General features: G+C 50.5%; 14 protein-coding genes. 11 read left to right on the top strand and 3 right to left on the bottom strand.

Annotated elements, in window-relative coordinates; all coding sequences use genetic code 11:
* Positions 1-525 carry a rhodanese family protein gene (locus AACU94_RS02775; protein WP_130259147.1) on the top strand — a complete coding sequence of 175 codons (525 nt, stop codon included), beginning with the start codon at positions 1-3 and terminating at the stop codon, positions 523-525.
* Between the two features lie 46 nt (positions 526-571).
* Here the strand turns inward: AACU94_RS02775 and stpA are convergent, their stop codons facing one another.
* Positions 572-973, bottom strand: a complete 402-nt coding sequence (gene stpA, locus AACU94_RS02770; RefSeq protein ID WP_064529914.1) for a DNA-binding protein StpA — start codon at positions 971-973, stop codon at positions 572-574.
* A 662-nt stretch (positions 974-1635) separates the two neighbouring features.
* Here stpA and alaE point away from each other — a divergent pair.
* Positions 1636-2085: an L-alanine exporter AlaE gene (gene alaE / locus AACU94_RS02765; protein WP_130208083.1), complete on the top strand. Its 450-nt coding sequence runs from the start codon at positions 1636-1638 to the stop codon at positions 2083-2085.
* A 37-nt stretch (positions 2086-2122) separates the two neighbouring features.
* On the opposite strand, the gene AACU94_RS02760 is transcribed toward alaE, so the two are convergent.
* Positions 2123-2467: a DUF2002 family protein gene (locus tag AACU94_RS02760; RefSeq protein ID WP_130208081.1), complete on the bottom strand. Its 345-nt coding sequence runs from the start codon at positions 2465-2467 to the stop codon at positions 2123-2125.
* A 151-nt stretch (positions 2468-2618) separates the two neighbouring features.
* Here AACU94_RS02760 and AACU94_RS02755 point away from each other — a divergent pair, with 151 nt between their 5' ends.
* Positions 2619-2948 (top strand): DUF883 domain-containing protein, encoded by a 330-nt coding sequence (locus AACU94_RS02755; protein WP_001295174.1) that lies wholly within the window; start codon positions 2619-2621, stop codon positions 2946-2948.
* 55 nt (positions 2949-3003) lie between these two features.
* Here AACU94_RS02755 and pdxR read toward each other — a convergent pair whose 3' ends face one another.
* Positions 3004-4338 carry a MocR-like pyridoxine biosynthesis transcription factor PdxR gene (pdxR, locus tag AACU94_RS02750; RefSeq protein ID WP_135488897.1) on the bottom strand — a complete coding sequence of 445 codons (1335 nt, stop codon included), beginning with the start codon at positions 4336-4338 and terminating at the stop codon, positions 3004-3006.
* Between the two features lie 87 nt (positions 4339-4425).
* On the opposite strand from pdxR, the gene AACU94_RS02745 reads away from it, so the two are divergent.
* The 8 genes from AACU94_RS02745 to proX all read left to right on the top strand — a co-directional run bounded on the left by AACU94_RS02745 (position 4426) and on the right by proX (position 12469).
* A complete protein-coding gene (locus AACU94_RS02745) occupies positions 4426-4857 on the top strand; it encodes a carboxymuconolactone decarboxylase family protein (protein WP_000209788.1) in 432 nt (143 codons plus the stop codon).
* Between the two features lie 207 nt (positions 4858-5064).
* Entirely contained in the window at positions 5065-5310 is a 246-nt protein-coding gene (nrdH, locus tag AACU94_RS02740) for a glutaredoxin-like protein NrdH (RefSeq protein WP_001223227.1), read from the top strand.
* The gene (gene nrdI / locus AACU94_RS02735) at positions 5307-5717 is read left to right on the top strand and encodes a class Ib ribonucleoside-diphosphate reductase assembly flavoprotein NrdI (RefSeq protein ID WP_000080944.1); all 411 of its coding nucleotides are present in this window, start codon (positions 5307-5309) and stop codon (positions 5715-5717) included. Before nrdH ends, nrdI begins: the two co-directional genes overlap by 4 nt.
* Positions 5690-7834 (top strand): class 1b ribonucleoside-diphosphate reductase subunit alpha, encoded by a 2145-nt coding sequence (nrdE, locus tag AACU94_RS02730; RefSeq protein ID WP_135488896.1) that lies wholly within the window; start codon positions 5690-5692, stop codon positions 7832-7834. The genes nrdI and nrdE overlap by 28 nt, the downstream gene beginning before the upstream one ends.
* Before the next feature lie 9 nt (positions 7835-7843).
* On the top strand, positions 7844-8803 hold the full coding sequence (nrdF, locus tag AACU94_RS02725; RefSeq protein ID WP_135488895.1) for a class 1b ribonucleoside-diphosphate reductase subunit beta: 960 nt from the start codon (positions 7844-7846) through the stop codon (positions 8801-8803).
* A gap of 357 nt (positions 8804-9160) precedes the next feature.
* Positions 9161-10363 carry a glycine betaine/L-proline ABC transporter ATP-binding protein ProV gene (gene proV / locus AACU94_RS02720; protein WP_135488894.1) on the top strand — a complete coding sequence of 401 codons (1203 nt, stop codon included), beginning with the start codon at positions 9161-9163 and terminating at the stop codon, positions 10361-10363.
* A complete protein-coding gene (gene proW, locus AACU94_RS02715; RefSeq protein WP_130208067.1) occupies positions 10356-11420 on the top strand; it encodes a glycine betaine/L-proline ABC transporter permease ProW in 1065 nt (354 codons plus the stop codon). Before proV ends, proW begins: the two co-directional genes overlap by 8 nt.
* Before the next feature lie 56 nt (positions 11421-11476).
* The gene (proX, locus tag AACU94_RS02710) at positions 11477-12469 is read left to right on the top strand and encodes a glycine betaine/L-proline ABC transporter substrate-binding protein ProX (RefSeq protein ID WP_001216525.1); all 993 of its coding nucleotides are present in this window, start codon (positions 11477-11479) and stop codon (positions 12467-12469) included.
* Positions 12470-12872 lie beyond the last annotated feature (403 nt).

The raw sequence follows: 12872 nt of genomic DNA, 5'->3' as shown, positions 1-12872 counted from the left end.
ATGGCTTTGATAACAATTTCACCGCATGACGCGCAAGAATTAATCGCGCGTGGTGCAAAGTTAATCGATATTCGTGATGCCGACGAATATCTTCGTGAACATATTCCAGCAGCCTCTCTGGCACCATTATCCGTGATAGAACAGTCCGGTCTTCCAGATAAATTACGTAGCGAACAAATTATATTCCACTGTCAGGCGGGTAAACGCACCAGCAATAACGCCGATAAATTAGCAGCGATTGCCGCCCCCGCAGAGGTCTTTTTACTGGAAGATGGGATCGATGGCTGGAAAAAAGCGGGATTGCCGGTAGCAGAAAATAAATCTCAACCGTTGCCATTAATGCGTCAGGTACAGATCGCCGCTGGCGGCTTAATATTAATCGGCGTCGTACTGGGTTATGCCATTAATAGCAGCTTCTTCTTATTAAGTGGATTTGTCGGCGCAGGATTAATGTTTGCAGGAATCAGCGGTTTTTGCGGGATGGCAAGGCTATTAGATAAGATGCCGTGGAATCAGCGAACTTGAGAAGCAACGCCGGATGCGCCATAGAGGCGGCATCCGGCGCCAGGGATTAGATCAGGAAATCGTCGAGAGATTTACCTTCTGCCAGCGCCTGAGCAATTGGCTTCGGCGTACGGCCCTGACCGGTCCAGGTTTTGGTTTCACCATTGAAGTCGGTGAATTTATATTTTGCTGGACGCGGTTCACGCTTTTTACCTGCACGCGGAGCAGCGGTGCCGTTAGCCAATAACTCTTCCGGGTTAATACCATCAGCTTTCATCAGCTCCAGCCAGGTGCTAATTTTTTCCTGGCGTTCTGCCAGTTCACGCTGCTGCTGTTCTTCTTCTTCACGTCTTTCTTTAGTGACAACCCTGAATTTTTCGAGCATTTCTTCAAGAACGTCAATGGAGAATTCGCGAGCCATTGCACGAAGGGTGCGGATGTTATTTAAGCTTTGTAACATTACAGACATAATAAAGAAAACCTTTTAACGCCAAAACAAAAAGTATTTCGCCGCGTAGTGTAAGCGATCACTTATTATATTTCCACAAAATTTAATATATTTACAATCGCGAAGGGATATTATTTCGTGCGTTATTTGCTGACACATTAATGCTTATATGCAAATTATATAGCAGCCATTTAACTTACTTATTACAGCTACTGGTGAGTGTTCCGGCGTACGATACAACCTCCCGGCCGATAACGGAACACACAACCAGCATAAATATGCACATAAAAAGAATACATATTAGTCATGTCAACTTGAAACTTTGTGCTGCCATTACAGGCTTTACAACATAAAAGATGCTGAATGAGGCCAGGCGCGCCCCTAAGCCGAATTCTCTACGCTTTGCTGCGTAAACACACCTTGTACACTTTGCTAAAAAATATCAGAACTACGTCATAACATAATGATTTAAAATAATATTATCTTTTAAGACATAAAAAAATCCAGAATGTACAAAAAATGCGCCACTACGGAATATTTTATCTACAAAAACCAAGGAAATAAAAATTTTTCACTAATTGATAAGTCATAGCCAGCGATATACGCTATGCGAAAGTGCAAACGGTAATTTAAACCACTGCATTCACATTCATCCGATTTCGCGTTTATTAAGGAGCATGGGCATGTTCTCACCGCAGTCACGCTTGCGTCATGCAGTAGCAGATACGTTCGCGATGGTTGTTTACTGTTCTGTCGTGAACATGTTTATCGAAGTATTTCTCTCCGGAATGAGCTTCGAACAGTCCCTTTATTCCAGACTGGTAGCGATTCCGGTGAACATCTTAATTGCATGGCCATACGGTATGTACCGCGATCTATTTATGCGAATGGCACGCAAAGTTGGCTCGTCGGGCTGGGTAAAAAATCTTGCGGATATTCTGGCTTATGTGACGTTCCAGTCACCGGTATATATGGCAATCTTACTCGTCGTGGGCGCGGGTTGGCACCAGATTATGGCAGCGGTCAGTTCAAACATCGTCGTTTCGATGTTGATGGGTGCGGTCTATGGCTACTTCCTTGATTACTGCCGCCGCCTGTTCAAAGTCAGCAATTACCAGCAGGTAAAAGCCTGATCCTTCTTTGTCGCGACTGGCAATGCCAGTCGCGTCTTTAATTGGCTTCGCCAAACAATCCATGTAAATAACGTTCAAGCGCAACACGCGAGCTGAAACCGTGTGGAATGCCGTAATGCTCGTGACGCTCACCCGCTAAATAGAGCGGGAACCGCTGGTAATGATCGCAAGTTTTAATATCGGAAGCCGGTTCTGCCAGTGTCGAACTACGTTCTTTTAACGTGGGATGAATTACCAGTGCGGTACGTCCCATTCGCGCTTCGCGATTAACATAGACATAATTTTCCCCGCGGCGATAACCATAAGCTTTCTGGGTTACCACATCGACGGTAAAACCGACTTTCTCAAGTACGCGCGCCACCTCGTCTGGTCGTAAATACATATTCTATCCTCGTTATTATCTACCGCGGCCCTACCTTACCTGATTGAGCATTCACAACGCTTTCAGAAAAGTCCATAAAGCCACGATGAATCTCTGTTAAGAAAATTATGGTCTACACTGAAAATTACATTGAATCCTGATGGGAGATCATATGTTTAACAGACCGAACCGTAACGACGTCGATGATGGCGTGCAGGATATTCAGAATGATGTCAATCAATTAGCTGACAGCCTGGAATCTGTATTGAAGTCCTGGGGCAGCGACGCCAAAGGGGAAGCCGAAGCCGCACGCAGTAAAGCTCAGGCTTTACTGAAAGAAACCAGGGCGCGGATGCATGGTCGAACTCGCGTCCAGCAAGCCGCGCGCGATGCTGTTGGCTGCGCAGACTCTTTTGTTCGTGAAAGACCCTGGTGTAGTGTGGGAACAGCTGCTGCGGTAGGTATTTTTATCGGCGCGTTGTTAAGCATGCGTAAATCGTAGTGAAACAATGATAATAAATACACGTCCCTGGCCCCGAAGCCTGACTTCGGGGTTTTTAACTTAAGGCACTGCGTAATTGTTGTGCCACCTGCTGCGCCATACTTTCGCTAACGATATTGGTAAACGAGAGCAGCAATCCTCCTTCCCCATTTGAGCGGATACGCCAGTCGCTAAGTGCCTGCACCGCAAGGCCAGCAGCATTGGCTTTACGAGCATGGACAATATCGTCGCCCACCATGCTGATAACCATCTGGATACCACCTTTTTGCGGCACAACCTGAAATCCCTGCTGCGTCAACGCCTGCTCAATCCACTGCCGACGTTGAGCATAGTGCTGACGCATTTTCTTCAGATGCCGCCAGAAATACCCCTCACGAATGAAATCTGCCAGTGTGTTCTGCCACAGTACGGGTACCGCACATGGCTCCAGTGACGCCTGTTGCCGGAATTGCGTAATCTGCTCCACCGGCACCACCAGCCACGCACAGCGCAATGCAGGAAATAGCGCTTTGCTGAATGTTCCGGCATAAATCACCCGCTGCGGTGCGTCGAGACTTTTTAGTGCCGGTAACGGCTTACCGTGATAGCGAAACTCACTGTCGTAATCATCTTCAATAATCCATGCCTGACTACGTTCTGCCCATTCCAGCATCTGGTGCCTGCGCGCTAAAGAGAGCGCCACGCCCAGCGGGCTCTGGTGTGCCGGAGTAATCAGAGCAAAACGCGCATCAGGATAATTTTGTATTCCGCTTGTGACATCCAGCCCGTTGTCATCAACCGGCACAGGTAAAATTTCCACACCGTGGCGAGTGACAATCAGGCGAATCAGTGGAAAGCCGGGATCTTCCATCCACATCCCGTTTCCCGGTTTCGCCAGCGCGTGTAGAATTAAAGCCATTGAGGCCGCATAACCATGAGTGATAAAGACCTGCTCTGGCTGACAATCAATCCCGCGTGAAACGCGTAAGTAATCAACTATTGCCTCGCGCAACGCCGCCTCACCGCAGACATCGCCTAATGCCAAATCAAAGCGCGTCTGGGTACGCAGACGGCGGCCCATCACCCGCGCCCACTGCTCTCGCGGAAAGAGATCGAGTGCGGGTAATCCCAATTGAAATGGCAGTGGCTGCTGACTTTCACCAGCAAAAGCCACGACATCCACAGCAGATTGTTGCGGATGTATCTGCTCACTGACAAATGTGCCAGCCTGTCCCCGCCTGACCAGCCATCCTTGCGCCACCAGCTCAGCATACGCATTTTCGACAGTGGATCGAGAGACACCCAGTTCCTGCGACCAGGTACGACTCGAAGGTAGCCTTGCGCCAGGTTTCAGTTCCCCTTGCTCAATAGCCGTTTTTAACTGACGGGCGATATCCTGATAACGTGGCATATGGTCTGCTTTTTTACGTAATTTATGGCTCTCTTTAGCAGTCCATTATAGTGCTACATTGCGGGCGTTAATAAGAGGAGAAACTGTATGACTACATTACGTCAGCCTTACTACGAACTTAGCCCGGCAGTGTATAACGCACTGGTGCAGGCCAAAACGGCACTGGAAAATAGCGCGCTGGATACCACACTGATGGAGTTAATTTATTTGCGCGTCTCGCAAATCAACGGCTGCGCATTTTGTCTGGAGATGCACAGCAAAGCATTACGCAAATCCGGCGTGCCGCAGCACAAACTGGACGCCCTGGCAGGCTGGCGCGTAAGCCATCATTTTGACGATCGCGAGCGGGCGGCGCTGGCATGGGCGGAATCGGTAACCGATATTGCCCGAACCCATGCGGAAGACGAGGTTTATCAACCTTTGCTTGAGCATTTCAGCGCAGCAGAGATCAGCGACTTAACGTTTGCCATCGGGCTGATGAATTGTTTTAACCGTCTGGCCGTTTCCATGCGCATGTAACTTCTTGATGCCGGGTAATCGCCCGGCTATAGAACAACAATACCCCTACCCCGTCACGCTCATATCCAGGGCAATCCTGACCACTATTTGCTATATATTGTGTGGTTGAATCTTTTTTTAACTACATATAGTATCTCTGTATCAACAGAGAGACAACCCGACGCGTATCATCGCGCCGTATCTTCATTTTAAACGGAAATACGAATCATGCGCATTACTATTTACACTCGTAACGATTGCGTTCAGTGCCACGCCACCAAACGGGCGATGGAAAACCGGGGCTTTGATTTTGAAATGATTAATGTCGATCGCGTTCCTGAAGCGGCGGAAGCGTTGCGTGCTCAGGGCTTTCGTCAGTTGCCGGTAGTAATTGCAGGCGATCTTAGCTGGTCTGGTTTCCGTCCGGACATGATCAATCGTCTGCATCCAGCGCCACACGCGGCCAGTGCATGAGCCAGCTCGTCTACTTTTCCAGCAGCTCCGAAAATACGCAGCGTTTTATCGAACGTTTAGGGCTGCCCGCGGTGCGCATCCCGCTCAATGAGCGGGAGCGGATTCAGGTAGACGAGCCTTACATCCTGATCGTGCCCTCTTACGGCGGCGGCGGTACGGCTGGCGCGGTGCCACGACAGGTAATTCGCTTTTTAAACGACGAGCACAACCGGGCGTTGCTTCGTGGCGTGATTGCTTCGGGTAATCGCAACTTTGGTGAGGCGTATGGCCGCGCCGGAGATGTGATTGCTCAAAAATGCGGCGTGCCGTGGCTGTACCGCTTTGAACTCATGGGTACGCAAAGCGATATCGAAAACGTTCGTAAAGGAGTAACCGAATTTTGGCAACGACAACCGCAGAACGCCTGACGCAGAACACGATGGATTACCACGCGCTGAATGCGATGCTTAACCTTTACGATAGCGCAGGTCGCATTCAGTTCGATAAAGACCGCCAGGCCGTTGACGCCTTTATGGCGACGCATGTGCGTCCGAACAGTGTGACCTTCAGTAGCCAGCAGCAGCGCCTGAACTGGCTGGTCAACGAAGGTTACTATGATGAAAGCGTTCTTAATCGCTACTCTCGCGATTTTGTCATTACGCTGTTTGCCCACGCGCACGCCAGCGGTTTTCGTTTTCAGACATTCCTCGGGGCATGGAAGTTTTACACCAGCTATACGTTGAAGACATTCGACGGTAAGCGTTATCTGGAAGATTTTGCCGATCGAGTCACGATGGTGGCGCTGACGCTGGCACAAGGCGATGAAACACTGGCGACGCAACTGACTGATGAGATGCTGTCAGGACGCTTTCAGCCAGCCACGCCAACATTCCTCAACTGCGGTAAGCAGCAGCGCGGCGAACTGGTTTCCTGTTTTTTGCTGCGTATTGAAGACAATATGGAGTCGATTGGTCGGGCGGTAAATTCCGCACTGCAACTGTCGAAACGCGGCGGCGGCGTAGCATTTTTGCTGTCGAATCTGCGGGAAGCGGGCGCGCCAATTAAACGTATTGAAAATCAATCTTCTGGTGTAATTCCGGTGATGAAAATGCTGGAAGACGCATTTTCCTATGCCAACCAACTCGGCGCTCGTCAGGGGGCTGGTGCAGTCTATTTACATGCTCATCATCCCGATATTCTGCGTTTTCTCGACACGAAACGGGAAAATGCCGACGAAAAAATCCGCATTAAAACACTGTCGCTTGGCGTGGTGATCCCGGATATCACTTTCCATCTGGCAAAAGAGAATGCGCAGATGGCGCTGTTTTCGCCTTATGACGTAGAGCGAGTTTATGGCAAGCCGTTTGCCGATGTGGCCATCAGCCAACACTATGACGAACTGGTTGCCGATGAACGCATCCGCAAAAAATACATCAACGCCCGTGATTTCTTCCAGCGACTGGCAGAGATCCAGTTTGAGTCCGGCTATCCCTACATCATGTATGAAGACACGGTTAACCGTGCTAACCCTATCGCCGGGCGCATAAATATGAGCAATCTCTGCTCAGAGATTTTGCAGGTTAACAGCGCCTCAGAGTATGACGAGAATCTCGACTATGCCCGCACAGGCCATGATATTTCCTGCAATTTAGGTTCGTTGAATATTGCCCACATCATGGATTCCCCCGACTTTGCCCGCACGGTAGAGACTGCCGTGCGCGGTTTAACGGCGGTGTCAGATATGAGTCATATCCGCAGCGTGCCGTCCATCGAAGCCGGAAATGCCGCCTCACACGCCATCGGACTGGGGCAGATGAATTTACACGGCTATCTGGCGCGAGAAGGCATCGCTTATGGTTCGCCGGAAGCACTGGATTTCACCAATCTCTATTTCTATGCCATCACCTGGCACGCACTGCGTACCTCGATGTTGCTGGCGCGCGAACGCGGTGAAACCTTCGCCGGGTTCAAACAGTCACGCTATGCCAGCGGTGAATATTTTAGCCAATATCTGCAAGGGAACTGGCAGCCGAAAACGGCGAAAGTTGGCGAACTGTTTGCCCGCAGCGGAATTACGTTACCTACCCGTGAGATGTGGGTGCAACTGCGCGACGACGTGATGCGCTACGGCATTTACAACCAGAATCTTCAGGCGGTGCCGCCAACCGGTTCTATCTCTTATATCAACCATGCCACGTCGAGTATTCATCCGATTGTGGCGAAAGTAGAGATACGCAAAGAGGGCAAAACAGGACGCGTTTACTACCCTGCCCCGTTTATGACTAACGAAAATCTGGCGCTGTATCAGGACGCTTACGAAATTGGTGCAGAAAAGATCATCGATACCTACGCCGAAGCGACTCGCCATGTCGATCAGGGGCTGTCGCTGACGCTGTTTTTCCCCGATACCGCCACCACTCGCGATATCAACAAAGCGCAGATTTACGCCTGGCGCAAGGGTATCAAAACGCTCTATTACATTCGCCTGCGTCAGATGGCGCTGGAAGGCACTGAAATTGAAGGCTGCGTCTCCTGTGCACTTTAAGGAATATCTATGAAACTCTCACGTATCAGCGCCATCAACTGGAACAAGATATCTGACGATAAAGATCTGGAGGTGTGGAATCGCCTGACCAGCAATTTCTGGCTACCAGAAAAGGTGCCGCTGTCGAACGATGTTCCTGCGTGGCAAACATTAAGTGTCGTAGAACAACAACTGACGATGCGCGTTTTTACTGGCCTGACGCTGCTCGACACGATGCAAAATGTTATCGGCGCGCCTTCGCTGATGCCCGATGCGCTAACGCCTCATGAAGAGGCGGTATTATCGAATATCAGCTTTATGGAAGCGGTTCATGCCCGCTCTTACAGTTCGATTTTCTCGACGTTGTGCCAGACCAAAGATGTCGATGCCGCCTACACCTGGAGTGAAGAAAACGCGCCGTTGCAGCGAAAAGCTCAGATTATTCAGCAACATTATCGCGGCGATAATCCGCTGAAAAAGAAAATCGCCAGTGTCTTTCTTGAATCATTTTTGTTCTATTCTGGCTTCTGGCTGCCGATGTATTTTTCCAGTCGCGGTAAGCTAACCAATACCGCCGATCTGATCCGTCTGATTATCCGCGATGAAGCAGTCCACGGTTATTACATCGGCTATAAATATCAGAAAAGCCTGGAAAAGTTCTCCCAGGCACAACGTGAAGAGTTAAAGAGTTTCGCCTTCAATTTGTTGCTGGAACTTTATGACAACGAGTTGCAATACACCGATGAGCTGTACGCCGAAACAACGTGGGCTGACGATGTAAAAGCGTTTCTCTGCTACAACGCCAATAAGGCGTTGATGAATCTGGGCTACGAACCGCTTTTCCCGGCAGAAATGGCAGAAGTGAATCCGGCAATCCTCGCCGCGCTTTCGCCGAATGCCGATGAAAATCACGACTTCTTTTCCGGCTCTGGCTCCTCTTATGTGATGGGGAAAGCAGTCGAAACAGAAGATGAAGACTGGAATTTCTGACGGGGTTATTTTTCAAAAATATCACTACCCGCAGCAGGGAAATAATTCCCGCCAAATATCTTTATATCACGCAAATAATTTGTGGTGATCTACACTGACTCTCTGTTGCATTATTCGCCTGAAACTACAATATTCAGGCGTTTTTTCGCTATCTATAACAAAAAATATCAACTTTTCTCGATTTGCTCTCAGCCCTTATATCACGGGAAATTCCGGCAATTTGCTCGCATCAATATTCATGCCACATTTGCCATCAGGGGTTGCCTCAGATTCTCAGTATGTTAGGGTAGAAAAAAAGTGACTATTTCCATTGGGTAATATATCGACATAAACAAATAACAGGAATCTTTCTATTGCATGGCAATTAAATTAGAAATTAAAAATCTTTATAAAATATTTGGCGAGCATCCACAGCGAGCTTTCAAATATATCGAACAAGGACTTTCAAAAGAACAAATTCTGGAAAAAACTGGGCTATCGCTTGGCGTAAAAGACGCCAGTCTGGCCATTGAAGAAGGCGAGATATTTGTCATCATGGGATTATCCGGCTCGGGTAAATCCACAATGGTACGCCTTCTCAATCGCCTGATTGAACCCACCCGCGGGCAAGTGCTGATTGATGGTGTGGATATTGCCAAAATATCCGACACCGAACTCCGTGAGGTGCGCAGAAAAAAGATTGCGATGGTCTTCCAGTCCTTTGCCTTAATGCCGCATATGACCGTGCTGGACAATACTGCGTTCGGTATGGAATTGGCCGGAATTAATGCCGAAGAACGCCGGGAAAAAGCCATTGATGCACTGCGTCAGGTCGGGCTGGAAAATTATGCCCACAGCTACCCGGACGAACTCTCTGGCGGGATGCGTCAACGTGTGGGATTAGCCCGCGCGTTAGCGATTAATCCGGATATATTATTAATGGACGAAGCCTTCTCGGCACTCGATCCATTAATTCGCACCGAGATGCAGGATGAACTGGTAAAATTACAGGCGAAACATCAGCGCACCATTGTCTTTATTTCCCACGATCTCGATGAAGCCATGCGTATTGGCGACCGAATTGCCATTATGCAAAATGGTGAAGTGGTACAGGTCGGCACACCGGATGAAATTCTCAATAATCCGGCGAATGATTATGTCCGTACCTTCTTCCGTGGCGTTGATATTAGCCAGGTATTCAGTGCGAAAGATATTGCCCGCCGCAGCCCTAATGGCTTAATTCGTAAAACCCCTGGCTTCGGCCCGCGTTCGGCACTGAAATTATTGCAGGATGAAGATCGCGAATACGGCTACGTTATCGAACGCGGTAATAAGTTTGTCGGCGCAGTCTCCATCGATTCGCTTAAAACCGCGTTAACGCAGCAGCAAGGTCTTGATGCGGCGCTGATTGATGCGCCGTTAGCGGTCGATGCACAAACGCCTCTTAGCGAGTTGCTCTCTCATGTCGGACAGGCGCCCTGTGCAGTGCCCGTGGTCGACGAGGACCAACAGTATGTCGGCATCATTTCGAAAGGAATGCTGCTGCGCGCTTTAGATCGTGAGGGGGTAAATAATGGCTGATCAAAATAATCCGTGGGATACCACACCAGCGGCGGACAGTGCCGCACAATCCGCAGATGCCTGGGGTACACCGGCTGCTACACCGACTGACGGTGGCGGCGCCGACTGGCTGACCAGCACGCCTGCGCCAAACGCCGAGCATTTTAACATTCTCGATCCGTTCCATAAGACGCTGATCCCACTCGACAGTTGGGTCACTGAAGGGATCGACTGGGTCGTTACCCATTTCCGTCCCGTCTTCCAGGGCGTGCGCGTTCCGGTCGATTACATCCTCAACGGTTTCCAGCAATTGCTGCTGGGTATGCCGGCACCGGTGGCGATTATCGTTTTCGCTCTCATCGCCTGGCAGATTTCCGGGGTCGGAATGGGCGTGGCGACGCTGGTTTCGCTGATTGCCATCGGCGCAATCGGTGCCTGGTCGCAGGCCATGGTTACCCTGGCGCTGGTGTTAACCGCCCTGCTGTTCTGTATCGTCATCGGTTTGCCGTTGGGGATCTGGCTGGCGAGAAGTCCGCGAGCGGCGAAAATTATTCGTCCACTGCTTGATGCCATGCAGACCACGCCCGCGTTTGTTTATCTGGTGCCAATCGTCATGCTGTTTGGTATCGGCAACGTGCCGGGCGTGGTGGTGACGATCATCTTTGCGCTGCCGCCGATTATCCGCCTGACTATTCTGGGGATTAACCAGGTTCCGGCGGATCTGATTGAAGCCTCGCGCTCATTCGGTGCCAGCCCGCGCCAGATGCTGTTCAAAGTTCAGCTACCGCTGGCGATGCCGACCATTATGGCGGGCGTTAACCAGACGCTGATGCTGGCCCTTTCTATGGTGGTCATCGCCTCGATGATTGCCGTCGGCGGGCTGGGTCAGATGGTACTTCGCGGTATCGGTCGTCTGGATATGGGGCTTGCCACCGTTGGCGGCGTCGGGATTGTGATCCTCGCCATTATCCTCGACCGCCTGACGCAGGCCGTTGGGCGCGACTCACGCAGTCGCGGCAACCGTCGCTGGTACACCACTGGTCCTGTCGGTCTGCTGACCCGCCCATTCATTAAGTAACTCTGCACTTGCCCGGTGACGCCGGGCATATCACCCTGCCCAAAAAAGGAATAACAATGCGACATAGCGTACTTTTTGCGACAGCGTTTGCCACGCTTATCTCTACACAAACTTTTGCTGCCGATCTGCCGGGCAAAGGCATTACCGTTAATCCGGTTCAGAGCACCATCACCGAAGAAACTTTCCAGACACTGCTGGTCAGCCGCGCGCTGGAGAAATTAGGTTATACCGTCAATAAACCCAGCGAAGTGGATTACAACGTTGGCTATACCTCGCTTGCATCTGGCGATGCGACCTTCACCGCCGTGAACTGGACGCCACTGCATGACAACATGTACGAAGCTGCCGGTGGCGATAAGAAATTTTATCGTGAAGGGGTATTTGTTAACGGCGCGGCACAAGGTTACCTGATCGATAAGAAAACTGCCGACCAGTACAAAATCACCAACATCGCGCAACTGAAAGATCCGAAGATCGCCAAACTGTTCGATACCAACGGCGATGGCAAAGCGGATTTAACCGGTTGTAACCCAGGCTGGGGCTGCGAAGGTGCCATCAACCACCAGCTTGCTGCGTATGAACTGACCAACACCGTGACACATAATCAGGGGAACTATGCGGCGATGATGGCCGACACCATCAGTCGCTACAAAGAGGGCAAACCGGTGTTTTACTACACCTGGACGCCGTACTGGGTGAGTAACGAACTGAAGCCGGGGAAAGATGTGGTCTGGTTGCAGGTGCCGTTCTCCGCACTGCCGGGCGATAAAAATGCCGATACCAAACTGCCGAATGGCGCGAATTACGGCTTCCCGGTCAGTACCATGCATATCGTTGCCAACAAAGCCTGGGCCGAGAAAAATCCGGCAGCAGCGAAACTGTTTGCCATTATGCAATTGCCGGTTGCGGACATTAACGCCCAGAACGCCATTATGCATGACGGCAAAGCCTCAGAAGGCGATATTCAGGGCCACGTTGATGGCTGGATCAAAGCCCACCAGCAGCAGTTCGATGGCTGGGTGAATGAGGCGCTGGCTGCGCAGAAGTAATTTTTATTCGGGCGGATAAGGCGTTTTCGCTGCATCCGCCGTTCTGTGCACAATGCCTGATGCGACGCTGGCGCGTCTTATCATGCCTACAAACCCACTCATTCCGTAGGCCGGATAAGGCGTTTTTGCCTCATCCGCCGCTCTGTACACAATGCCTGATGCGACGCGGCCGCGTCTTATCAGGCCTACAAACCACACTCATTCCGTAGAGCGGATAACGCGTTTTCGCTGCATCCGCCGGTTCTGTACACAATGCCTGATGCGACGCAGCCGCGTCTTATCATGCCTACAAAACACACTCATTCCGTAGGGCGGTATAAGGCGTTTTCGCTGCATCCGCCGTTCTGTACACAATGCCTGATGCGACGCTGGCGCGTCTTATCCATTGCCTACAAACCCACTC

Source organism: Escherichia sp. E4702 (assembly GCF_963883545.1).
Taxonomy (GTDB): domain Bacteria; phylum Pseudomonadota; class Gammaproteobacteria; order Enterobacterales; family Enterobacteriaceae; genus Escherichia.
This window is presented reverse-complemented; position numbering and strand designations above follow the sequence as displayed.

Coding starts and splice junctions, on each gene's coding strand:
- AACU94_RS02775 (WP_130259147.1), top strand. CDS start 1: ATGGCTTTGATAACAATTTCACCGCATGACGCGCAAGAATTAATCGCG.
- stpA (WP_064529914.1), bottom strand. CDS start 973: ATGTCTGTAATGTTACAAAGCTTAAATAACATCCGCACCCTTCGTGCA.
- alaE (WP_130208083.1), top strand. CDS start 1,636: ATGTTCTCACCGCAGTCACGCTTGCGTCATGCAGTAGCAGATACGTTC.
- AACU94_RS02760 (WP_130208081.1), bottom strand. CDS start 2,467: ATGTATTTACGACCAGACGAGGTGGCGCGCGTACTTGAGAAAGTCGGT.
- AACU94_RS02755 (WP_001295174.1), top strand. CDS start 2,619: ATGTTTAACAGACCGAACCGTAACGACGTCGATGATGGCGTGCAGGAT.
- pdxR (WP_135488897.1), bottom strand. CDS start 4,338: ATGCCACGTTATCAGGATATCGCCCGTCAGTTAAAAACGGCTATTGAG.
- AACU94_RS02745 (WP_000209788.1), top strand. CDS start 4,426: ATGACTACATTACGTCAGCCTTACTACGAACTTAGCCCGGCAGTGTAT.
- nrdH (WP_001223227.1), top strand. CDS start 5,065: ATGCGCATTACTATTTACACTCGTAACGATTGCGTTCAGTGCCACGCC.
- nrdI (WP_000080944.1), top strand. CDS start 5,307: ATGAGCCAGCTCGTCTACTTTTCCAGCAGCTCCGAAAATACGCAGCGT.
- nrdF (WP_135488895.1), top strand. CDS start 7,844: ATGAAACTCTCACGTATCAGCGCCATCAACTGGAACAAGATATCTGAC.
- proV (WP_135488894.1), top strand. CDS start 9,161: ATGGCAATTAAATTAGAAATTAAAAATCTTTATAAAATATTTGGCGAG.
- proW (WP_130208067.1), top strand. CDS start 10,356: ATGGCTGATCAAAATAATCCGTGGGATACCACACCAGCGGCGGACAGT.
- proX (WP_001216525.1), top strand. CDS start 11,477: ATGCGACATAGCGTACTTTTTGCGACAGCGTTTGCCACGCTTATCTCT.